Annotated in this window: 15 protein-coding genes; 3 read left to right on the top strand and 12 right to left on the bottom strand. The window is 38.4% G+C overall.

Translation table 11 applies throughout. The features are described 5' to 3' along the window. Positions 1–19: 19 nt before the first annotated feature. From H7A25_20555 to H7A25_20505, 11 genes are all read right to left on the bottom strand, one after another. Positions 20–2,692 (bottom strand): hypothetical protein, encoded by a 2,673-nt coding sequence (locus tag H7A25_20555; GenBank protein MCP5502299.1) that lies wholly within the window; start codon positions 2,690–2,692, stop codon positions 20–22. Between the two features lie 75 nt (positions 2,693–2,767). Further along, the gene (locus H7A25_20550; GenBank protein MCP5502298.1) at positions 2,768–3,637 is read right to left on the bottom strand and encodes a fructosamine kinase family protein; all 870 of its coding nucleotides are present in this window, start codon (positions 3,635–3,637) and stop codon (positions 2,768–2,770) included. Beyond that, entirely contained in the window at positions 3,619–4,095 is a 477-nt protein-coding gene (locus H7A25_20545; GenBank protein MCP5502297.1) for a low molecular weight phosphotyrosine protein phosphatase, read from the bottom strand. Before H7A25_20545 ends, H7A25_20550 begins: the two co-directional genes overlap by 19 nt. Before the next feature lie 318 nt (positions 4,096–4,413). Continuing rightward, the gene (locus tag H7A25_20540) at positions 4,414–5,007 is read right to left on the bottom strand and encodes a response regulator transcription factor (protein MCP5502296.1); all 594 of its coding nucleotides are present in this window, start codon (positions 5,005–5,007) and stop codon (positions 4,414–4,416) included. Then, positions 5,004–6,044 (bottom strand): HAMP domain-containing histidine kinase, encoded by a 1,041-nt coding sequence (locus H7A25_20535; GenBank protein ID MCP5502295.1) that lies wholly within the window; start codon positions 6,042–6,044, stop codon positions 5,004–5,006. Before H7A25_20535 ends, H7A25_20540 begins: the two co-directional genes overlap by 4 nt. A 14-nt stretch (positions 6,045–6,058) precedes the next feature. Continuing rightward, complete coding sequence (locus H7A25_20530) at positions 6,059–7,267, bottom strand: 7TM-DISM domain-containing protein (protein MCP5502294.1); 1,209 nt, start codon at positions 7,265–7,267, stop codon at positions 6,059–6,061. Beyond that, positions 7,230–7,616, bottom strand: a complete 387-nt coding sequence (locus H7A25_20525) for a hypothetical protein (protein ID MCP5502293.1) — start codon at positions 7,614–7,616, stop codon at positions 7,230–7,232. Before H7A25_20525 ends, H7A25_20530 begins: the two co-directional genes overlap by 38 nt. Positions 7,617–7,828: 212 nt before the next feature. Then, positions 7,829–9,616, bottom strand: a complete 1,788-nt coding sequence (locus H7A25_20520) for an AAA family ATPase (protein MCP5502292.1) — start codon at positions 9,614–9,616, stop codon at positions 7,829–7,831. Positions 9,617–9,714: 98 nt separating this feature from the next. Continuing rightward, positions 9,715–13,122, bottom strand: a complete 3,408-nt coding sequence (locus H7A25_20515; protein MCP5502291.1) for a hypothetical protein — start codon at positions 13,120–13,122, stop codon at positions 9,715–9,717. Between the two features lie 154 nt (positions 13,123–13,276). Next, positions 13,277–15,049 carry an AAA family ATPase gene (locus tag H7A25_20510; GenBank protein MCP5502290.1) on the bottom strand — a complete coding sequence of 591 codons (1,773 nt, stop codon included), beginning with the start codon at positions 15,047–15,049 and terminating at the stop codon, positions 13,277–13,279. A 71-nt stretch (positions 15,050–15,120) separates the two neighbouring features. Further along, entirely contained in the window at positions 15,121–17,868 is a 2,748-nt protein-coding gene (locus H7A25_20505; GenBank protein ID MCP5502289.1) for a hypothetical protein, read from the bottom strand. A gap of 89 nt (positions 17,869–17,957) precedes the next feature. On the opposite strand from H7A25_20505, the gene H7A25_20500 reads away from it, so the two are divergent. The 3 genes from H7A25_20500 to H7A25_20490 are packed head-to-tail and all read left to right on the top strand — an operon-like array spanning position 17,958 to position 22,434. Continuing rightward, positions 17,958–18,941: a CAP domain-containing protein gene (locus H7A25_20500; GenBank protein MCP5502288.1), complete on the top strand. Its 984-nt coding sequence runs from the start codon at positions 17,958–17,960 to the stop codon at positions 18,939–18,941. Positions 18,942–18,943: 2 nt separating this feature from the next. Next, positions 18,944–19,819, top strand: coding sequence for a hypothetical protein (locus H7A25_20495; GenBank protein MCP5502287.1), 876 nt, complete (start codon positions 18,944–18,946; stop codon positions 19,817–19,819). A gap of 29 nt (positions 19,820–19,848) precedes the next feature. Next, on the top strand, positions 19,849–22,434 hold the full coding sequence (locus H7A25_20490) for a methyl-accepting chemotaxis protein (GenBank protein MCP5502286.1): 2,586 nt from the start codon (positions 19,849–19,851) through the stop codon (positions 22,432–22,434). Between the two features lie 49 nt (positions 22,435–22,483). On the opposite strand, the gene H7A25_20485 is transcribed toward H7A25_20490, so the two are convergent. Then, entirely contained in the window at positions 22,484–24,811 is a 2,328-nt protein-coding gene (locus H7A25_20485) for an isochorismatase family protein (GenBank protein MCP5502285.1), read from the bottom strand. Between the last annotated feature and the right edge of the window lie 2 nt (positions 24,812–24,813).

Below are 24,813 nucleotides of genomic sequence, written 5' to 3'. Positions count from 1 at the left end.
ATTTTTCTCAAATAGGGGATCAGGAATTTTTTAATGCTTCATAGGCTATAAAAAAAGTTTCATTGGGTGTTTTCCCGTCTCCATTCAAAGAAAATTCAGGAAGAAGTCCATTTACATAATACATATCTATCTCCCCCTTATTTTTTGCATTAATCTTCCCCCTGTATTCACAATGGAAAAAATCTTTTACTTTAGAATAGGTAACACCGCTTATATTAATCCGGTTCGGTGTGCCGCTGGATTCCATACGACTTGCGGTATTCACCGTATCTCCCCAGACATCATAGGCGAATTTCTTTTCTCCTATTACTCCGGCTACTAAAGGGCCTGTGTGGATTCCGAGCCGCAGTTCCCAGTAGGGTAATGAGTTTTGAATTTTATCCTTTTTCATCTGTAGCATAAAAGATTGTATTTCCATAGCAGCCAGTATACAATCTATCGCATTGGTTTTATTAGAAATAGGAACTCCTCCAGCACACATATAAGAATCCCCTATAGTTTTCAATTTTTCGAGATTATATCTATCCACTATCGAGTCAAAATAAGAAAAGCATCTATCTAATTCCTCAATTAATTTCGCCGGCTCCATTTTCTCTGCAATTTTCGTGAAACCCTGAAAATCGGTAAATAGAACCGAAACGCAATCGTGCATAATTGGTTCGGTATATCCTTTTTCTCGAAGTTCCAGGGCCACATCTCTGGGTAGGATATTCAGCAAAAGCTTCTCTGATTTTTCTTTCTCCTGCTCAGCGAGTTTTTTCGCTTTTTCCGTTTCTTCTAATAAATGAGAATTATGAATTACACCCACAATTTGCTCAGAAAACCTTTCCAAACTTTGCAACTGATTCGGATCAAGATAAATTTGCTTATCATAGGCAGATAGATTCAATATTCCTATTACCCGATTTTTTAAAACAAGAGGGATTTGGATTATAGTTCGTAACCTTCCGCTGAGCACGATTTTTAAGTCCTGCTTGGTTCCCCTGATTTTCTTTTGGTTATAATGATTCAAGTAAACATCCCTGGTTTCATCAACATTTTCTCTAACATCTGGAATATACAGAATTTGATTATTCTTATACGTATAATACAAGGTTCCGAGTTCCGGCTCCAGCTTATGTGTATAATTTTTTAAAAACTTTAATTTCTCCTCCTGTATGGGATTATCATCCGGACTACTCCATTTATACGCATACAGGAAATTTTCCTGTTCATTCACAAGTGTTAGCCAGAGAATGTCAAGACCCAGGTTTTCAAAAACATAACGATATACCTGCTTCAGTATATAATCCAGATCCACACTTTCATTGATCAAACGCGAAAATTCGTTTAACTTCTCTACTTCTTTTTTAGCTACAGCCAATTCTCGGGTTCGGTCATGTACCATCACTTCAAGGTTTTCTTTTAACAGGTAGAGTTCCTGGTTTCTTTCTTTTAGAGTACCGGAGAGCTTTTTTGAAACAGAGTAAGCATGAGAAAACCGCATAGAAAGAGAAAAGGCCTGGCTGAATATAAACACAAATAAACCAAGAGAACTATAGTTACCGGTATGTATGAGCTGCATTCCGTAAAAAATATCATTCAAAAAGAAAATAGCAAAAATGCTTATTCCCAGAAGAAAAACTTTAGCCCCTTTCAACTTCTTCGCAAGGGCATAGACCATAATAAATAACACATAAAGAATTGCGAATAAAGCCATGATCTGAACGGGATACAGAGTATAGCAAAAAAGATGTGAGGGTAAAAGAAGTAAAAGCAGGGAAACTCCAAGAATCGGATAGATAAGAACTTTTGCAAAAGCCCAATAGGGTATATCTTGAAAAATGGCCTGCAAATACCATAAAAATCCCGGAAAACCCAGGTAGAAGGTAAGAAACTCTAATCTGAGACCCACATTCCAGTCTAAAGAAGGAAGTAATTCATACAGGTAACGCTCTTCTGTTAACAAACTTCTAACGGCAAGTAGAAGACAAAAGAAACTAAAAAATAGAGTAGATTCATCTTCCCTTCTCAATATAAATAAGCCAAGATGATAAAAGGCCATTATTAAAAGACTACCGGTAAGGAATAAATCCGCAGCAAAACTCTTTTTTTGCATAGCTGAGATCTGCTCATTCGAACCAAGATAAATGGAGTTCCAGAGTCCGCCGGTCTTGTCATGAAAATTAGAAACATGTAATACAAGCTCATAAGAACCATCCGGACTTCTGGGTAGAAACAGAACAGCAGGTTTCAGAAAAGGAACCGACTCAGAAAGGCTTTTTCCAGTCTTTCCGCTCGAAAATAAAGGTTTCGAGTTTACATAGAGAACACAGGCAGAACCGATTATATTTAGCTTCAAGGCAAAATCTTTTTCCGGTTCCAGTTGAAGAAAAACTCGGTATGTTCCAAAACCCTTATGCTGAATTTTCTCTTCTCTTAGAGAATTTTCCCCCCAGGGAGAAGGAACTGTGATATAAGAAATTTTGTCCTCTTTAGGTTTGGAACCCGGTTCCAGAAATTTTTGCCAGTAAAATTCCCAGCTTCCATTTAAGGGAATGGCGCGATAATTCAAAATTGTATTCCCCCTGAGATCCATTTTTCCATTCCGTATTTCGGGAAGAGGAACTTTCTTTTCCTTACAGGATAAAAAAGGAAATATGAATATAGAGATAAGAAGAAATACTCTTATAATAAAACTGGCTTTCAACATGGTAACTTACATTCAGCTTATACTGCACTTCTTTTTTTAAAAGACAAAAATACCTTTTCTAAAAATATTCAATTTTCAGGAATAAGCTCTGATAATCGTATTCAGAGAACTTAAATAGGATCTACCAAAAATCACAATATGAACTAAAACCGGGTAAATTTGCCAGAAAGGGATGCGTTCTTCCAGTTCAGGATCCAGACTTAAGGAATCACCAAGGCGTTTCATCCAGGAGGAACCGGGGAAACCTCCGAACATCCTCATCATCCCGAAATCCTGTTCGGGGTGACCGAAGGCCAGACAGGGGTCAATCAAATAGAGTTTTCCCTCTTTTCCGGCAATCGCGTTCCCGGACCAGAGGTCACCGTGAATCAAGCGGGGAGTAAGCTTTTCCAATTTCCATATTTCAATAAGATGATCAATGAGCTGAATCAATTTATGAGCCAGGGAAGAATCCAGCTCTCCTTTCTGTTCTGCCAATCGAATTAAAGGCTCTATCCGGTAGGCCAGCCAGTATTCTCGAAACGATTCACTCAAACGGTTTGTCTGGTAAATATTTCCGATATAATTATGCTCTTTCCAGCCCCAGTGAGTAGAAGTATTCCTGTACAGAGAGAACAGGGAATTGTAAATGGAATCTTCCGAGCGCCTTCCCCCTCCTTCGATAAAGTCCATCACAAGGTAGTATTTCTCAGCCTGTGAGAAAAAACCGTAACAATAGGGAACGAAAGCACCCTGCTCCTGCATGTAAATCAGGGCATGAGATTCCGATTCTGCCATTTTGAAGGAATCAAGAACTTTTATAGCAAGGTCCTTAGAAGAGGTTTTTGCTTTATACAGGGGAAAAAGACTGGAAGAATAAAATTCTATACGAGAAATTTCAGCTCCATTTAAAGCTTCATATCTCTGAAGAGAAGGCAGAAGAGAATTTAGCTTTTTAATATCCAATCCAGAAGCCCCTTAGAAGTCCTTTCGCAAATTTCCTGAACATTTGAAAAACCCTGCAGGCCTCCATAGTAAGGATCAGGAACATCGGGCTCGCCTTCCACTTCCGGGTCAAACCTGCGAAATTTAAAAACCTTCTTTTTATCTTCTTCGTTTCTAGCCATGGCGAGTATATTGGAAAGATTGGAAGAATCCATTGCAAGAATGTAATCAAATTTATCAAAATCATCACGGGTAAAGAGTCTGGCCCTGTGAATCAATTCAATTCCTCGCTTTTTAGCCGTTTTTCTTGTATTTGGATGAGAAAGCTCTCCAATATGCCACTCTCCCGTCCCGGCAGAATCAATAATGAATTTAGATTCGAGTTTACTTTTTTGAACCAGATCTGTAAAAGCACCTTCCGCAGCGGGAGATCTACAAATATTTCCGAGACATACGAACAAAACTCTTTTCTTTTCCATGCTAGCCCAAGCCTCTATAATATTCCTTCCAAGTAAAGGATTTTTGCTTTTTTAGAGAAATCTGGTTGCAAAAGATGTTATTCAATTAGTAAATAACTTATTGAATACGTTTTGATTTTTACTGCCCCTTTTCATGGGAACTGTTTGAAATCTATTTATCTACCGATATATAGTATATTTTGAACGGTTCCCTTTTTTTTATCCACTCGTACCGAAGCACAGCGTTCGGCTGCAATATTGCACCAAAGGTCCGTTCAGGGAGTTTTTTGTTTATAAGCTTTTACAATATAGCTGTATTTTCCAGGCTACAAAGATGAATTAATACATATCTTTATATTTAATAATTAACTCTATATTACTTCTAACTCCAAGTTTATCTCGAATATTGCTTAGATGATATTCCACCATTCTTTTTGATTTTCCAAGGATTTTTGCAATTTCTGCCGGTTTATGACCTTCCAAAAGATTCTTTAAAATTATATGTTCTTTTTCATTAAATAAAAGTTCATCTTTTAAGAACTTCTTAAGTTGCTTAGAGCAATAGTAAATTCCTGCCATAATATTTTGCACTGTTGGTATCATATTATCCAAATTTTCCGTCTTAAGAATATATCCATTAACACCCACATTATTTGCATCACGAAAATAACCTTCACTATCGAACATAGTATAAACAATAATTTTAATATAGGGAAATTGTTTTTTTACCGTTGGGATTACTTCGAATATATTTTTCCCGGGCATGTTGATATCGGTAATAACCAGGTGTATTTTCTCAGAATATAAAAAGTCTATTAAATGATCTGCTGAGTTTAGTATTTTTTTTATTTCAAAATATCCCGATTTCTCAAGTGAATATTTTAAGCCGGTTGTGATAGCATTATGATCATCTAATAGTAGAACGTTTGTCATATTTTCTGTTTATATTCAGCTATTTTTATGATTGGAACCATCGAAAGATCAACATTTTTTTCCAAAATATTTAGAGATAGCTGGGATTCCCATTCGGTTAAAATCAAATCCGGTAGAACATTATGGCTGATTGATATTAGCTCATCATTATTTGCACAGTGTATATACATGGCAGATAAATCCTTAGACTTTGTCAAAGATAAAAACTCTTCTTTACTTACAAGAGCAAAAATTATTTTTTCATTTAAGGGTACCCTGATTTCAAATAGGGTTTTCTCGTGAGGTGTCGACTCGACTTTCATTTCCCCTCCGTGTAATTTAAGGATTTCTTTACAGAGAAGAAGTCCTATGCCGGAACCTATTTCCCCATTTGTTCCCGGAGTCTGTTTGAAATAGCTATCCTTCCAAATGTTCAAAATCTGTTCTTTACTCATGCCAAAACCACTATCTTCGACAATTATTCGATGTCCGTTTTGTATATAATGATGTACTTTTACCGTACGTGCGGGCGGGCTAAATTTAATTGCATTATGGCATAGATTATAGATAAGTTCTGAAAATAAATCCTCATCTATAGTTAGAATTGTATCTTCCGGCACAAGGTTGATGAGTTCTATATTTTTATTTTTGGCAATAGAAGATAAACGATTGAAAACTTCAGCTACAAGTTTTTGCAGATCTGTGTGCCTGTAGTTTAGTTTATAGAAATCGGTCTTTAAACGGTTTAAGTCTAATAAACGATTTATCATTGAAGATAGATTATCCAATGTAATACTGTTATCTTTTAGAATTGCTTCCTTTTCTTCTTTGTTTAGATTTTTCGCTGTTAATACATAGTCTATATTGGTTTTGACACCGCTTATGGGAGATCTTAAGTCATGAGTCACCAGGGAAAGAAATTTGTCCTTTAATAAATTGGCTTCCTCAGCTTTCTGTTTTTCTTTCTTGTATTGACTCGTTCTTTCTTCCACTTCTAATTCTAAGCTTTTGTTTAGTTTTTCCAGACTATTCCTTACAACAGCAAATTCTTTTACCATGGCAAGTCTATGCGCTAAAATAAAAATCCATAAGAAATATAATAACCTGTATTAATAATAGTTTCAGTATATAGGACATCATTAATTGAAAAGATTAGTAATATAATAAAAGTAAAAGATATAAAATAAGCTCCTATGGTTTTTTCTTTTATGGCTATAGATAATTTAACTATAACGTATAATATAGAGATTATAATAAATATATATAAAATAGGAAGGGTATGAGTAAAAATGGAAGGAGGTATAAACATGATAAAAGCAGAGAAAATAAATTGAGGAAAGGTAATACTATAGTCAATCCTATTATTTTTTTGCAATCCGGTGAAATATAAAAATTCGCTAATAAACAGTACAAATAAAGGTGCAGGCAGAAAAGAAGTTAAAAACTCTAGTTTCATCCCAAGATTATAAGGAAAGTTAGGAATTACCCTATAAAGAAAGGGTTCTTCCACTAAAAGAATTCGTAAGGCAATCACAAGAGAAAAGGCACCAAAATAAAAAGTAGCTCTGTCCTTTTTTCTATAGTAGAAATATATAATATGATAAAAACCTACAAAGCAAAGGCAACCACTAATAAATAAATCTATTCCTGTATCTAATTCTTTTTCTAATAAGATTTTTTCTTTTGGACCCAGATAAATTTTTCTCCAGGCACCTCCTTTTTTATGATAAAAATTAGAAATCTGTAATATTATTTCAATTCCATTTTTTGCAGAGGGTAAATCAACAATTACAGGAAATAATCTGGGTTTTCCGTGAGTGGAACTGGTTGATACATGACCTACCTCTACAAGTAAGACACCATTGACCCAAAGCTTGTAAGCTGTATATACATTTTGTAGTCTTAGAGCCAGCACTTCTTCAGTATTTGTTTGGATAAATAGCCTGTGTGTGGCATATCCGATCCCGGAGATGGGAGGATTGCTATTTATATAGGAAAGACTGTTCCATAGTTTTGGCATATTGATAAAAGATGTTTTTTTCTCCGGATTACAAACAGGATTCAAATTTCCTTTATTAGAAAAACAAAATTCATTCCAGTAAAACTCCCATTCACCTTCCAGTTGAAGAATAGGATTTGTTTTAAAATCCCAATTTTGAAGATCCAGAATTCCTGCTTTTGCCCGCGGAAAAGATTCCCCGAACTTACAGGAGAATAAAATTAGGGATAAATACAAAAGTAACTTATAGATATAATACAAAACCGGGACCGACTTCATCAATATAATAATCCAGACCAACAGGATTGAGAAAATTGGTTTCATTTCCTTTGCCCCAATCCATATTATAAAATCCTATATTAAAACCGTTGAAAAGATCATCCATTCTATACTTTTCCTGTAACCCCGGATCGAATTTTCCACCGGCACCCCATATCCCGCCTTTGAATACAAAACCTTTTCTGGGTTTAAGCTTTTCTTTTTTCCTGTCTTTTTCTTTCTGTGTTTGCTGTTCTTCTCTTTTGTTTTTATCTCTTTCATCCTTATCACTCTGTTTTTCCTGAGCATTTATCATGCCTGTAATTGAGAGGGATAAGATGATTAATAGTGATTTAATAAATTTAATTTTCAAGGTAATCCTCCGTAATCTTCTTAGAATATCCGCAGGTCGTTCTTGGAACTATTTCGCATTTGTGAAATGGAGAGAAAAAATTGTATGTTTAGAATAGTTTTTCGCTATAAAAAGGATTTTGGTGAAAACAGAAGTAAAGACTTTATAAAAGCTTTTGCCTGATAGGAGAAAGCTATCATTCGAGGAACGGGACCTCCCTCATAAAGTGATGTTCAAGAGAACTTCGATCTTACGCAAGAGCGAACCAGCACCCGTTCAAAACCTATGAATAATATGCACAGGGGATGAATGGCAAAGTCGCTCATGTCTGAGAAAAAACGGTTATGCTTATAAAACTTATCTTCTATCTTCTCTTTATAACTTCCAAGTTGATTTTCCGCTTCCTCTAACTTTTCCTTGACTCCGGGCAGACTTTCCAGCTCTTTTTCCGCCAGAACTCTGATCTCTTCCTGACTCAAATTCGTCTCGCTTATCTTTACAAATTTAAACTCTATCAGAATGTCTTTTAAGCCAAATCTCTTGCGAGTCTCACCACGACCGATATACAGAAGGTCACTGTAGTTTCTCAGAATTTCTTTCTCACTATCGATTATATACAGGTCGTCTCGGAGCATGAGTGACAGAAACATGATCTTCATGGAAACTTCATTCGCACGGATATAGTCCCTATTAGAAAGATAGGGTAGAACTGTTTTCTCTAAAAAGGTTTGCAAAACCGGTAAATCGAGGTGGATGAAAAACTCCTTCTGCACATCACTCGCTTCCAATTTGGCCGGAAAGAGTGCCTGACGTATCCTGTCATAATAGAAATGCCGGGAGATATTATTCGGTATCTTTAATACAGTATTAAATGCATCCATACCTCCGAAGGTCAGGATTCCATAATAGAACAGATACGACCAGAGGTATCTCTCCGATTGCTCATCCATAGTCAATAGCTCACTGAGCTTAAAATCTTCCACTAAATGCGAAATAGAGATCTTCTCTTCATTCTCTAATAAACGGAAAACCTTATCATGAACCGAACTCAATTTGGTAATATGATCCAGTTTGTTACCATCCATCTCAAGGTTACGGTCGTATAACTGTTCGGGAATCCCTCTTTCTTCTATAAGCTTATTCAAAAAAAAGATGGTTAAGGTTGGATTATAAATAGTATCACTATGCTTTTTGGAAAATTTATAACCGTTATAGTAATGCCGCATAATAGATAAAATCTCGTCCCTGTGCGAACTCATATCAACTTCAGCCAGTATGGGCTCTAAGATCGACTCTACTTCTTTTTCTGTAAAACCAAAGAGATTGTTATAATTGGCAGAGAGGCTAATCGGAGTTGAAATGTTGTAGGCACTCGACATGTCGGTAAGAGTTACCGGGGTTACACCGGTGACAAAGGTTCTATCTATGGCCCCGATATTACCCGACTTGATAACCTTGAAAAACGATTTCAACAGACCATCACCCGTAACAAGCCTTGCATAATCTGTGGTTCTATTGGTGCTGATTAACTCATTGGTGAAATTATCATATTCATCAATCAGAATGTAAAGTTTGTGCTCGGATAATTTAATCACACTGATTAAGGAATTCATGGAATCAATAGCATTCTCCCTCTCAAATGCGACCGGAAAGTCTGCTATACAATCCTTATATTTTATGAGAAATTCTCGAATCACAGTGGTAATATACCTATGAAAGCTATTTTCAATTTCTTTTATATCATTCGAAACCTGAATGGTAGAAAAATCAAGATGCAGGATGAGATAAGAATTTTGCCTGCCGGTTGGATTTTTCCCTATGTAAAGATGGCTGAAAAGCTTTTCGAACCGATCTTTTCTTTTGATGTCGTAGTAATTGGCCAGAGTATCAAGCCAGAGAGTTTTTCCCATACGCCGCGGACGCACACAGAAAAGAGTGCTGGCAGTATTCTCGCATTTTTCAATAAAAGCCGTTCTATCCTGGTAGAAATAGCCACCACTAATGATTTTTTCAAAATTCATAATGCCGTAGGGAAGTTTTATCATACTAAAACAGAATTAGTCGAAAACTCCCTGACGGTCAAGTAATTTGCGAAAAAGAACACTTTTCAAGCAGAGTCTCAGTCTGCATGAAAAATGAGTCTTTCATAAGTTGCACCGGTACTGGTGGTTGAACCACAGCGATAACCGGAATTTACAACTCCGGAAGTGGGAGTATGCCAGCACAGACGAAGTTCGGGACTTACAGAACCGGTATCACAATTACTTTTGCTTACTCCAGTTCCGGCACCGGCAAAACCCCAGGAATCACTTCCCCCTCCGGAACTATCAAAGTACCAGTCTACTCCATTTGCATTATGGAATGAAGTAGTATTTGCTCCTGTGGCAAAAGTCACATCAGCTCTGGGTGCATAAGCTGCCAGGATAATAGAATTAGGTGAAGCAACTAAGCGGCAGGCCATCATTAAATTTGCCTTGTTGCAGGATGAAAGAACCGAGCTAACAGTTGTAGTGGTAGCGGCATAGGTTTCCTGGTAGCAAATGCTCCAACCGTGAAGGAGGGAAATATCAAAGTTAGTTAAAGGTCCACTAAAGGTATATTTCCCAGCTATAACTAATGCTTCGGCATCTGTAAGAGCACGATTATAAATCCGAATATCATCAATTATACCCGGGAAAAAAAGAGTACCATCACTTCTATAACCAATTCTGAGTGGTGAATCTGTAGTATTAATTACCTGGCTTGTAGGCCCCAAAACTTTTATGCCATTCTTATATACGTTGAAATTAGTACCATCATAGCTAACAAGCCAGTTTTCCCAGGATGTTGTAATTGTCTGAGCGGTTAAATTGTTGGTTCCACCTCCCCAGAATCCTATGGAATTACCGGTATTATTGATAAAAAAGCCAAAACTACCCCAGTCAATGATATGGGAATAGTCTCCAAAGCTCGTGGTGGAAGATTTTATTCGAACAGATAAAGTTCTGGCTGAAGTGCCTGCAATTCCAACATTGGAAGAAGTGAGAATATAACCGGTAGAACCATCGAAACTATAGGCAGTATTTGGATTCCCCTCAATGTCGCTTGTAGGACTTACCGAACCATAAATTGTGCCATTTAAACCTGAAATAATATCTGTAGCGTTATTATTGAAAGGATAATAAGCAACCATACCGCTGAAAGGGAAATCCCTGTGTGTTTTGTAAGCTGTTTTATTTCCGGCTTCATCTTTAACAATTACATTGAAATAATAAGCCGTATTGGATGTAAGTCCCGAGGCGGTCTGAGTCAGCAGGTTCGATGTGTAAGAGCCAACAGGAGTACCATTTGCTTCAATCTCAGCTACCGTAGTCATGGTCGAATTGGAAGAATAGTATAGAAGATACTGCAAGCTGGCCTGAGTTGTTACAGTATCACTAGCCGCAGTCCAGCTCAAGGTGGCCGAGGTGGCACTGAGACCTGTAATATTCAAAACATTTTTACTTAAAGTCGGAGCAGTTAAGTCTGCGATATTGCTCGCTGCACTATAAACCATAGTTCCGGCGAGTGCATACTGATCCACTGGAGTGACAGCAAATCGAATGTATTTCAAATCATCGGCTATAGTAAGTGTATATGTGATTCCGGTTGCACCGCTAATCGCCGAGCAGTTTGTAGGTGGAGCACTTGTGTTATCTGTACAGCGATACCACTGATACGTATGGGTTCCGGCTGTATGACCGTCAGGATCAGAATAACTAAAAGTCCCGGTAAGAGAAGAAGCAAGAGTTATACTTCCACTGAATGTAACACTGGATGCAACAGGAGCCTGATTTGCTGCTACAGTAGTCGTAACGGTATAGTTCTGTGTGCTTCCATCGACTGCGGTGACGGTGTACGTTAAGGGGTTCGTAAAATCGTTTGCAGTTGTTCCGCTCACCTGCACAGTCGTTCCGATTTTAACGGAAGCTCCTGTAGTAGTAAATCCTGCCACCAAATTAGTTATGGCATTCCCAAAAGGAATATTCAGAGCAATGTTTGTTCCTGTAATGATAGCTGTTGCCTGCGGAATAGACGGGATAGAAAAAGATGTGATTTCTTTCGCATTCGGAAGAGTATCAACAATGGCGACTGAGATTCCGGTAACCATCTCCCCTACTGCATTTTTTGTAAAGACGAGAAAGTGCGTGGCTCCTGCGGGTATAGCTGTATTAGTAGCCACATTATAAACGAGGTTCGCCCCGGTCTTGTTCAGTTCTGCTATCGGAGTGGTGCTGAGTCTGGTCGTTGCCGAATTACCCCAGTAAAGTACATAGGAATCAATATTGGATTCGTCTGAGGCTTTTGTTATACTCACCTGTCCAGCTATTGCGTTCTGGGTGTTATCTGTATCTGTGAATGAAATAGAAGCCGCAGTCAGACTCGGTGCAGTCGGAGGTTTCACATAGTCATTAATAAGAACCGAAGGTCCTGTAGACATCTCACCGGCCGTATTTTTACTTACAACCATTAGGTATTGACTTCCTTCGGGAATAGGTAGATTACCGGAAATCGTTACCTTGATATCGGAACCTGTTTTTGCAATAAATGCTAAGAGCCTCGCTTTAACAGTAGCAGACTGTGCAAAGTAAAGACCGTAGTGTGTGATATTCGATTCAGCACTGGCTTTGCCTATGAGAATTTCTCCTCCGAGCTGCAAGGCGTCAGGGTCCGTGTCCGTGAAACTGATAGTAGACGGAGGGACAGTGGGTTTGGTAACCGATTCGAGGGCTTTCACGTCTTCAGGGCTTAGCTGAGTAACTCCGGTGACAACGGCTGAAAATTCACTGGATGTAACTTCCGGGATGGGCTTCGCATCTACAGATTCTATCGATATAGAGATATCACCCAAATCTTTCCCGTCTTTCGACACACCTATCTTCGATTTACCCAGACCGAGTATAATAGTATAATTCCCGTTTTCGTCCGTACTGAAAGAAGGACCCGAATCCTTGAATTCCAGTGCTTCGAGAAGGGTTTCATTACCTGATTTGTCTACACTAAAGAAGGTGAACTTTTTGGCTCCCGTATAAATGGGAGTATTTTCTTTAAAAACATAGCTCGGGTCAGTGCCCGTCTTGTAGAAAGTAGCGATTTTCGAAAGGCTTATGTTATCGGCATTCGCCCAGTAGAGGGTATAGGATTTGATATCCGTTTCATCGCTTACTTTTTTAAGAAAGAGAACGCCTTCGATTTCTCCCCTGTCTACATCCACGTCTCCGAAACTTAAGTAGCCGGAAGTAGAACGAACAGAAAGAGAGGTTGTTAGACCTGCGGATTTGATATTAAGATTTGCGTATTCTATAGGAGTTCCATCCGGGTAGCTCAGCTTCCCCTGCACCGAAAGCTTCGTCTGTTTGTAGGCATCTCCACTATTGACTGTGGAAGGGTCATAGTTTAACGCGAGAACCCTTGCGCCGTTTCCTTCGCTTTTATTGCTTGCAACAAAGTTACAGCTGATAAGACCTAATAAAAATAGTATTGGTAGTATAGTATATCTTGTTTTCATGACAGCACCCAGAAAAAATAGACGAATTAGTCAGTAGATTTCTTAATAATATATATAAATAAAAAAAGAAAAAGATACAGATTATAATTAATGGCAATTAGACTTTAAGGAAGTTTTATCATACTAAAATAGACAACCGGTACGGCCATTCTAATCAGTAGCTGGCGCGAACCAGCACCCGTTCAAAACCTATGAATAATATGCACAGGGGATGAATGGCAAAGTCGCTCATGTCTGAGAAAAAACGGTTATGCTTATAAAACTTATCTTCTATCTTCTCTTTATAACTTCCAAGTTGATTTTCCGCTTCCTCTAACTTTTCCTTGACTCCGGGCAGACTTTCCAGCTCTTTTTCCGCCAGAACTCTGATCTCTTCCTGACTCAAATTCGTCTCGCTTATCTTTACAAATTTAAACTCTATCAGAATGTCTTTTAAGCCAAATCTCTTGCGAGTCTCACCACGACCGATATACAGAAGGTCACTGTAGTTTCTCAGAATTTCTTTCTCACTATCGATTATATACAGGTCGTCTCGGAGCATGAGTGACAGAAACATGATCTTCATGGAAACTTCATTCGCACGGATATAGTCCCTATTAGAAAGATAGGGTAGAACTGTTTTCTCTAAAAAGGTTTGCAAAACCGGTAAATCGAGGTGGATGAAAAACTCCTTCTGCACATCACTCGCTTCCAATTTGGCCGGAAAGAGTGCCTGACGTATCCTGTCATAATAGAAATGCCGGGAGATATTATTCGGTATCTTTAATACAGTATTAAATGCATCCATACCTCCGAAGGTCAGGATTCCATAATAGAACAGATACGACCAGAGGTATCTCTCCGATTGCTCATCCATAGTCAATAGCTCACTGAGCTTAAAATCTTCCACTAAATGCGAAATAGAGATCTTCTCTTCATTCTCTAATAAACGGAAAACCTTATCATGAACCGAACTCAATTTGGTAATATGATCCAGTTTGTTACCATCCATCTCAAGGTTACGGTCGTATAACTGTTCGGGAATCCCTCTTTCTTCTATAAGCTTATTCAAAAAAAAGATGGTTAAGGTTGGATTATAAATAGTATCACTATGCTTTTTGGAAAATTTATAACCGTTATAGTAATGCCGCATAATAGATAAAATCTCGTCCCTGTGCGAACTCATATCAACTTCAGCCAGTATGGGCTCTAAGATCGACTCTACTTCTTTTTCTGTAAAACCAAAGAGATTGTTATAATTGGCAGAGAGGCTAATCGGAGTTGAAATGTTGTAGGCACTCGACATGTCGGTAAGAGTTACCGGGGTTACACCGGTGACAAAGGTTCTATCTATGGCCCCGATATTACCCGACTTGATAACCTTGAAAAACGATTTCAACAGACCATCACCCGTAACAAGCCTTGCATAATCTGTGGTTCTATTGGTGCTGATTAACTCATTGGTGAAATTATCATATTCATCAATCAGAATGTAAAGTTTGTGCTCGGATAATTTAATCACACTGATTAAGGAATTCATGGAATCAATAGCATTCTCCCTCTCAAATGCGACCGGAAAGTCTGCTATACAATCCTTATATTTTATGAGAAATTCTCGAATCACAGTGGTAATATACCTATGAAAGCTATTTTCAATTTCTTTTATATCATTCGAAACCTGAATGGTAGAAAAATCAAGATGCAGGATGAGATAAGAATTTTGCCTGCCGGTTGGATTTTTCCCTATGTAAAGATGGCTGAAAAGCTTTTCGAACCGATCTTTTCTTTTGATGTCGTAGTAATTGGCCAGAGTATCAAGCCAGAGAGTTTTTCCCATACGCCGCGGACGCACACAGAAAAGAGTGCTGGCAGTATTCTCGCATTTTTCAATAAAAGCCGTTCTATCCTGGTAGAAATAGCCACCACTAATGATTTTTTCAAAATTCATAATGCCGTAGGGAAGTTTTATCATACTAAAACAGAATTAGTCGAAAACTCCCTGACGGTCAAGTAGAAATCCTAATAGCTGATATTGTCGATAAAGCAGGCATCCGGTGGTGTGGTTACACTTCCATCCTTATAATATCTCCATTCTACTGTGTGAGAACCATTTGAAATGGGGAAATTATACATCTGGTCGACCGCTGCAACCGGCTCGCCGCTTTGAACAACACCATCTATTTTAAATTCACACTTATCGCAGCAATCTTCTCCGGCGACTTTTCTGTGAAAACTTATAGCACTATTGGTAACCGTAATCGTAGCGGTGATACTTGTTGTCTGACTGTCGGTAATAACACCCGAACGTAAACAGGGTGCCTCCACTCCATTACTTGAACAATCAGTAGAAGTAATAAACCAGCTTGCATTTCCGGCAAATGACCAGCCAGGAGGTATTTGGCTATCAGCAAAGGTGTATCTTACGGTAGTTGCGGAAATCATTGTGTAGGCAGTCTTATTCCCGTTGGCATCGAGAGCGATTACATTGAAGTAATAGGTGTTATTAATAGTGAGTCCTGTAACGGCTTTTGAGATAATGTTACTGGTATAAGTGCCTATGGCTGTTCCATTGGCTTCCATATTGGCAATGGTAGCTATATTATTACTGGAAGATTGATACAGAAGATATTGCATGGAGCTTTGGGGAGTTCCGTCTGTAGCTGCCGTCCAATTGACGGTTAACGATGTGTCAGCCAGGGAGCTGATACTTAAATTTCCGCTGTTTCCCGCCACGGGAGCGAAGTTAAGAAGAACAGAGGGACTTGAATAAACCATAGTTCCGGCGAGTGCATACTGATCCACTGGAGTGACAGCAAATCGAATGTATTTCAAATCATCAGCTATAGTAAGTGTATATGTGATTCCGGTTGCACCGCTGATAGCCGAGCAGTTTGTAGGTGGAGCACTTGTGTTATCTGTACAGCGATACCACTGATACGTATGGGTTCCGGCGGTATGACCGTCAGGATCAGAATAACTAAAAGTCCCGGTAAGAGAAGAAGCAAGAGTTATACTTCCACTGAATGTAACACTGGATGCAACAGGAGCCTGATTTGCTGCTACAGTAGTCGTAACGGTATAGTTCTGTGTGCTTCCATCGACTGCGGTGACGGTGTACGTTAAGGGGTTCGTAAAATCGTTTGCAGTTGTTCCGCTCACCTGCACAGTCGTTCCGATTTTAACGGAAGCTCCTGTAGTAGTAAATCCTGCCACCAAATTAGTTATGGCATTCCCAAAAGGAATATTCAGAGCAATGTTTGTTCCTGTAATGATAGCTGTTGCCTGCGGAATAGACGGGATAGAAAAAGATGTGATTTCTTTCGCATTCGGAAGAGTATCAACAATGGCGACTGAGATTCCGGTAACCATCTCCCCTACTGCATTTTTTGTAAAGACGAGAAAGTGCGTGGCTCCTGCGGGTATAGCTGTATTAGTAGCCACATTATAAACGAGGTTCGCCCCGGTCTTGTTCAGTTCTGCTATCGGAGTGGTGCTGAGTCTGGTCGTTGCCGAATTACCCCAGTAAAGTACATAGGAATCAATATTGGATTCGTCTGAGGCTTTTGTTATACTCACCTGTCCAGCTATTGCGTTCTGGGTGTTATCTGTATCTGTGAATGAAATAGAAGCCGCAGTCAGACTCGGTGCAGTCGGAGGTTTCACATAGTCATTAATAAGAACCGAAGGTCCTGTAGACATCTCACCGGCCGTATTTTTACTTACAACCATTAGGTATTGACTTCCTTCGGGAATAGGTAGATTACCGGAAATCGTTACCTTGATATCGGAACCTGTTTTTGCAATAAATGCTAAGAGCCTCGCTTTAACAGTAGCAGACTGTGCAAAGTAAAGACCGTAGTGTGTGATATTCGATTCAGCACTGGCTTTGCCTATGAGAATTTCTCCTCCGAGCTGCAAGGCGTCAGGGTCCGTGTCCGTGAAACTGATAGTAGACGGAGGGACAGTGGGTTTGGTAACCGATTCGAGGGCTTTCACGTCTTCAGGGCTTAGCTGAGTAACTCCGGTGACAACGGCTGAAAATTCACTGGATGTAACTTCCGGGATGGGCTTCGCATCTACAGATTCTATCGATATAGAGATATCACCCAAATCTTTCCCGTCTTTCGACACACCTATCTTCGATTTACCCAGACCGAGTATAATAGTATAATTCCCGTTTTCGTCCGTACTGAAAGAAGGACCCGAATCCTTGAATTCCAGTGCTTCGAGAAGGGTTTCATTACCTGATTTGTCTACACTAAAGAAGGTGAACTTTTTGGCTCCCGTATAAATGGGAGTATTTTCTTTAAAAACATAGCTCGGGTCAGTGCCCGTCTTGTAGAAAGTAGCGATTTTCGAAAGGCTTATGTTATCGGCATTCGCCCAGTAGAGGGTATAGGATTTGATATCCGTTTCATCGCTTACTTTTTTAAGAAAGAGAACGCCTTCGATTTCTCCCCTGTCTACATCCACGTCTCCGAAACTTAAGTAGCCGGAAGTAGAACGAACAGAAAGAGAGGTTGTTAGACCTGCGGATTTGATATTAAGATTTGCGTATTCTATAGGAGTTCCATCCGGGTAGCTCAGCTTCCCCTGCACCGAAAGCTTCGTCTGTTTGTAGGCATCTCCACTATTGACTGTGGAAGGGTCATAGTTTAACGCGAGAACCCTTGCGCCGTTTCCTTCGCTTTTATTGCTTGCAACAAAGTTACAGCTGATAAGACCTAATAAAAATAGTATTGGTAGTATAGTATATCTTGTTTTCATGACAGCACCCTCATTAAAATGTGACGTTTTATTTACAGGATAAAAAACATCTAAATTGACTTTTATTTACCCATTTACAGAATAAGTCCATGAGATACATCATTTATTCTTTTTTATTATTATTCATCTTTTCCTGTTCCCTGGTAAAGAAAGAGGATAAGGATAATAGCGGAACTCTGGCCCTGCTGGCTCTTTTGGCGTCTTCATCTCAGGCAGCAGGTAGCACTTTAACCACCCTGCCTGCTCAAAAATCAAGAGATACAGTTCTTTCTGAGTATAACAGTCGTTATGTGGCCTCTAAGGTTGAAAGTTTTACCTGGAATGGAAGCACTTCTTCCTGTACTGCAGGTACTGTTCCTTCGGATGTTCAAACAAAAGTACAAGTCCGAATAAATTATTTTAGAGGAGCAGTAGGCTTACCTGATATTAGTCTTGACTCAAGTCTGAGTGCAAAGGCTCAGGAAGCAGCTCTTATGATGGAAGCCAATAATTCATTAAACCATAACCCACCTACAAGCTGGACCTGCTATACGACTACAGGTAAAGATGCAGCAGGAGCGTCCAATTTGGCTTTAGGAGCAGCCAATAGCTCTGCTATAGACCTGTATATACAGGATCCCGGTAGTAGTAATTATGCAGCAGGTCACAGGCGCTGGGTTCTCTATTCGAAGGCTAAATTATTCGGGAGCGGGTCGACTTCAAAAGCGAATGCTTTATATGTAATCGGTAATTCTTTGACTTCTTATCCTGAGACTATGCCGGATTTTATCTCCTGGCCTCCTCAGGGATATGTAGTACAAAGCCTGGTTTATGACCGCTGGTCTTTTGCGATTCCTGAAGCAGACTTTAGCTCGGTATCTGTAAACATGAGTAGTTCAGATGGTACATCAATTAGCCTGACAAAAGAAACTTTAGCAAAAGGTTATGGAGATAATACCCTGGTCTGGGTTCCTTCCGGAATTAATAAAACTTCCAGTACTGATTTGACGTATAAGGTGACAATTTCCGGAGTTAAATTAAAAGATGGAACTTCAAAAGATTACTCTTACTCGGTAACCCTGATAAAACCCTGAATATGTTAGAAAAAAGTATTAGTATAAGTCTCTTTCTTTGCTTTTATGCAATATTGAATGTTGGCAAATCATTTTTTCTTATCCGTGCATTCCGCAGGGAAGGAGACTTTAAAGATGCTTTCTTTTCTTTTCTTCTAATTCTTGCTTTAGCTTTTGTTAATCTTGATATAGCTTCTAACAACAATATCGTCTCTTTAATTGCTTTGGTTATAGTTTTTCCAATTACCCTCTCCCTATATTATGAAAATCAAATTTTGCCTGAGCTCGATGAGAGATTGTTGCATCTAATTTCAATCATATACCTTTATAATCTCTTTGTCTTTACATCAGGCGGAAGTTTATATTTTCTCTTACTTCTATCGACTTTTCCTGTTTACTTAATCTTTGTGATTAATCTAATTGATTACTATCACTCAGATGCGATGAAATCCCTTCTGTATTTTTTCTTTCTCTTGATGTTGGTTCTCATAGAATTATTTCATTTAAAGGGTCTCTGGTTGGATTATAAAGACGATGGGAATATTGATACTAAACGGTATTTAAGTTTATTTTTTTTGACGGGTGGCTACTTCTATATTATAGTATACGGAACACATCTTTATCTGATCCTTAACGATGATAAGCAGAAACGTCGTCGAAGCATTATACTGTCTCGAAATCGTGAAACCCAATTAAAACTATTTGTAGAGAAAGTTCGTGACGAGCAGTCTTCCTGGAAAGTAACGATTTTGATTAGCCTTTTATCCTTCATTAGTCTTGGCTTGAATTATTTTTATCATATAATTTCTCATGACTTGATTACCGAATTATGGATGAGCTATGTATTTGTGATTCACATCAGACGACAGAAACTGATTGAATTAATTAAAACCCTATAAAATATCTGTTTGTAGGGAGTTGGAATCCTATGAGTATAAAACACAAATTAATATTCTTATTTCAGGGGCTTTATCTTCTTGAGCCTGTAATTTATATTACCTTTTTCTTAGATCTTGTAGGCTTTAATGTACTTCTTGATGTTCTGAAAACGGTATCTCTTCTTATTATTATAATAGTTGGGATTTCAACTTACCTGTTTAATATAGAAACGAAAAAACTAATAGAAAATCTGGATTCTTTAAAATCTGAAGAGGATATAGATAAACTAAGCTTTATCAGACTGTATGCAAGGCGTATTTCTCTGCTTTTAGCTTTAGGAAATTATCTCGGGCCTATTATTTTTAATTTATACCTGTATTTCTCTACAGATGCATATAATTCCATTACACAGTTTATTTATTTCTTACTCATAGGTTTTATAGAAGGGAGTCTTTTTGGACTTCTACTATATCTCTTAACTCGCAGAATTTTGCATAGTGAAACCAGAAAGAAAGGTTTATATCTTCTTAACTTTAATGATACCCTGATTCTTCCGGTGCTTGCGGCTACTACAACGATTATTACAGTACTTCTAACATTTTTTTATTCACACTTCAGCAAAATATATTTGGATTCAATTCGAAATAATGCCCGTCAACTTGCAATTTCAGCTTCGTATAAAACTCAGGCATTTTTCAAGGTTCCCCTTGATGAAGCCAGAGCCCTGGCAAAAATCTACAGAGCCAGCGTAGTAGATAAAAGTTTCTCTCTTAACCGTGAGGAATCCATACAACTTTTAAAAAGTTTTATGCAAAAAAGTACATCGGGAAACTTTTTAGGAGTCTGGGTTATATTTGAACCCGGACGCTTTGATGGAAAAGATGAGAAGTATAAAAATAAACCTTATCACGATGAAACCGGAAGACATATTGCCTATTGGGTTAAAAATGCAAAAGGAGAATTGATTTATGAACCTCCAAGAGATTATGAAGACGGAAAAGGAGAAGGATACTATACCCTTCCCAAAAAAACAAAAAAAGAAGAGATCATCGAACCCTATCGGTACAATGTTGGTGGTGTGAGTATAATTATGACTTCTCTTGTAGTACCCATTATGGGAAAGGAAAATGAGGTACTGGGAGTTGTCGGAATCGATGTAAGTATCCATGATTTTATAGAAGCTACGAAGAATGAAAGTGATAAAGAAAGTTACATTACTCTTCTATCCGAGAAAAGAACTATCATATCTACATTTAATAAAGATTTGGTGGGTAAAAATCTTGTAGAAATCTACAAAGATAAGCCCGAAATAGCTGCTCAAGTAAAGGCAGCAGGTGAATATTATTTTACGGCTCATTCTAAACTTTCCAATCAGAAGATCTATAATATTGGTGTTCCAATTTATTTTGGAAATACAGGCAGAGAATGGAAAAGTGCTATCAGCATTGCTTCAACCCGTATGCAAAAACCTATCGATACATTTACCTGGATTTTTATTTTGATAGGAGGAGTTGCTGTATTTCTTATTTTTCTACTTTCATTTTATATGATTAAACCCGTAACCCGTTCTATTAATAGTTTTATTGAATCTTCATCAGAACTTTTTAATGGAAATTTAAATGTACAGTGTGATGTATCAAAAGCCACTAACTTTGAACTCATAAGCCTGTTCACAAATTTCAATAAAATAGTGATGAAGCTAAAAGTCATAATGGGTACAGTAAAAGAATCCTCCCTGAATATCAGTCACAGAATGCAACTTTTTAATTCGGTGAGTACAGACCTGAACCGCTTTACCTCGGAGTTGGCCACATCTATGAATGAGGCAGGAAATTCGGTTCAGGAACTTCATCATCATAGTAATACAATCACAGGAAATGCGGGGGAGCAATCCAAATTATATCGTTTAACTTATAGTGTATTACAGGAATTAAAAGAACAGATACAATTGAGCGTAGAACAGGGAAAGGAAGCTTTACTTTTAAATCAAACCGCTTCGGAAATTGCCGGAAAAAGTAATCAACTCATGGATAATACAATTTCCGGTATGAACCGTATTGATGAAAGCACAAAGAAGATTTCGGAAATTGTAAAGATCATTACAGATATTTCCGATCAGGTAAATCTTCTTTCCCTGAATGCTTCTATTGAAGCCGCAAGAGCCGGTGAAAATGGAAGGGGCTTTGCTATCGTAGCCCAGGAAATCGGGAAGCTTGCTGAAAAAACCGCTTCCAATGCAAAAAATATTTCATCCCTTGTTTTAAATGGGCTGACAGAGGTAAGGAAAGGGAAAGAATATGTGGATAATACTTCTCTATCTTTACAGGAAATCACTGAGATTATTAACCGTTTTCGGGAATACGTAGAAATAGCTGATAAACATTTAGTGGAACAGGATGAGAAAAGTGATCAGTTAACGGAATATAGCAAACAGGTGAAAAATTTATCTGAATCTATTTTTGAACTTACAGGAAAACAGGAAAAATCCGGGAATGAACTTCTCAAGATCAATCAATCCATCTCTTCTCTAAGTTCTAATCTTTTAGGAAAATCGAAAGAAGTGTATGAATCAGCCAGGGAAATCGAACTCAGGATTGAAGATCTTCAGAGACAGATAGAATTTTTCAAGTTATAGAAGGCAAGCCATCGGATATTTGCTGCCCTTAGCTTCCCGGGAAAATTTATTAATCGGGTTTATAGTTTCGAATAAAATCCATTTGTTTTTTTGATTCTATAGCCCGACCGGAACGAACTTCTCTCACCCGTTTTACCGCTTCTTCCACAGAAAGAGAAAAAAACTTAATTAGGTAACAGGCCACGATAGTTCCTGTCCGTCCGAGGCCCCCCACGCAATGTACCAAAATTTTTTCTCCCTTTTTTAGCTTTTCCTGCATCCAGCCCAGAATTTCTTCTAATTCATGATAGGAAGGAACTCCCTGATCGATGACCGGTAAGAAAAGAGTATCCAGCCCGGCTTCTCTGTATTTCATTTCCAGATTGTAAACACCATAGAATTCCAATTCGGCGGGTGTTACCATGGTTAAAACCGCTTTAACTCCGTTTTCTTTGATAATCTGTATATCTTCCTCAAGGTCTCGATCCCGGTCTTTTCTACCCGGTAAAATTGTCATGCCTATCTGAGAGGAAGAAGAATTCGGAAGTTTTAAGAAATTTATCCTGAGTTTTGTAGAGGATTGTAAAAATTCTTTTATTTTGGCTGAAGCCTGAGCTCCTGTATATAGTGCCAACTGTTTCTGGAATTCATTAGATTCATCAAAAGACATAGTGTGCATGGCATAGCGCATAATGGCCACATAATACTGGTAAGGAGAGCGATCTGTCTGTATTAATTCCGGATAAAAAGAACGGAGGATACAAATAGTTTGAAAAGCTTTCTGGATCTGCGGAAAGGTAAAATCCTCTTTTCTTGCGAAATTTTCAAGGGGAACACCGAGGTCTTCGAGGTTAAGAAGAACATTCAATAATTTTACAGCTTCATGAAATTCTTTTTTGGAGTGAATCTCCATGAAAATAAACAAAAGATCGTTCTCAAATTTGATCAGGTCTTTTAGAATATGTCCCCTGTGGGTATGAAAAAAATCAATCAACCAGACGTTTTTCTGCCCATCAATTAAAATATTCGCCCCGTTCAAATCCCCGTGTATATAGGACACATAATGGGGAGCCGGTACTGTTTCTTTAAGGTTTTTCAGATCTCTTTCATAAAAATAGCAGACATTGGGAAGGTTATGCCCGTGCAGGCTTAGACTTTCTCCTTCTGCTTTATGACCCGTTAAATGCTCTACTCTTTGCCTGATGCTTACAGCGTATTTATCCGTAAAATCATAGTACTGCATCAAATTCAGGGTTTCATGGTTAGCCGCTGAATACATTTTACCCAGTTGCTGGGTGAAGACAATGCGGAGAATATTTTCGATTTCCTGCAAATCGTCACTGAGAGCGTATAATTTTTGAAAGGTTCGGACTTCATTGTTATCGAGCATAGCCGCATAACGGTATTTGATAGCACCTCTATCTTCGAGTTCAGCAAAGTCCACCACGCTCGGTGCATTATTCCCTAAGACTTCCTGGATCCTTTCGAAATTGATCCGTTCCTTAGCAATGAGTTCCCTTTTTCCTATTTTAACAACTGAGGGAGACTGGCTGTGTCCGTAAATATCCTTAGCCCTGGCTTTTAAGACTACGTTGCCGGAAAAACCTCCGTCGAGACAGTGAAAATTTACTTCAGTAGTATCTCGAAAAAGATACTGTAATAAGATTTTATCGGTATCGCTTACGGTATAATTCGGTGGAGAAAAATTGAGTCTCGCATCCCCTACTCTGGAATTTTTGCGAATAGAAATAGCCGGTTGTGTTCCGGTTAAAAAATTTGTAAAATCGGCAATAGAGGAGACAATTTGTACACCCAGAATTTCTGCCATCTGTTCCAGAGCAATAAAATGCATGTTCCTTGAAGAACTGGCTGTAAGTGCAGTGCAAACCATGATTTCAAAGTCAGGATAACGGGTTTTTATGTCATAGGCTAAGAAAGTAATCTTGGCTTCTGTCCAGACACCCATCAGGCCTATCTTTGTTTTTTTATTTTTATGAACTGAAAGCAATTCATCTAGATTCGTATCAATAAAATCATTCAGCCCGCTTGCATTCAGGATGGTATGAGAGCGATCATATTTAATAAATTCTTTGAAAACAAAATCCGCACCGACACTGTTTTTAATGCAATGCTTGCCAAACTGAGAAAGATGTTCTTTTTGTTTGGGGTCAGTGTCATCATGCCAGTCCCGGATATGGATAATTTTAAGTTCATTCTCTTCCGTATGATAGGCCCAATCAATCACACGATTTACCGGGCTATCTTCTACCCTTTCCCCCAGTAGCCTTCTCGCTTCTTCGTAGCCAACATGCAAAGCATTGGGCATGGGTTCGTATCTATCGATAGGTTTGACAAAATCATTCTGAAGACACTGGGTGATAAGGATAGATTTTTCCATGA

The sequence above is a fragment of the Leptospiraceae bacterium genome (assembly GCA_024233835.1).
Taxonomy (GTDB): Bacteria; Spirochaetota; Leptospiria; order Leptospirales; family Leptospiraceae; genus JACKPC01.
This window is presented reverse-complemented; position numbering and strand designations above follow the sequence as displayed.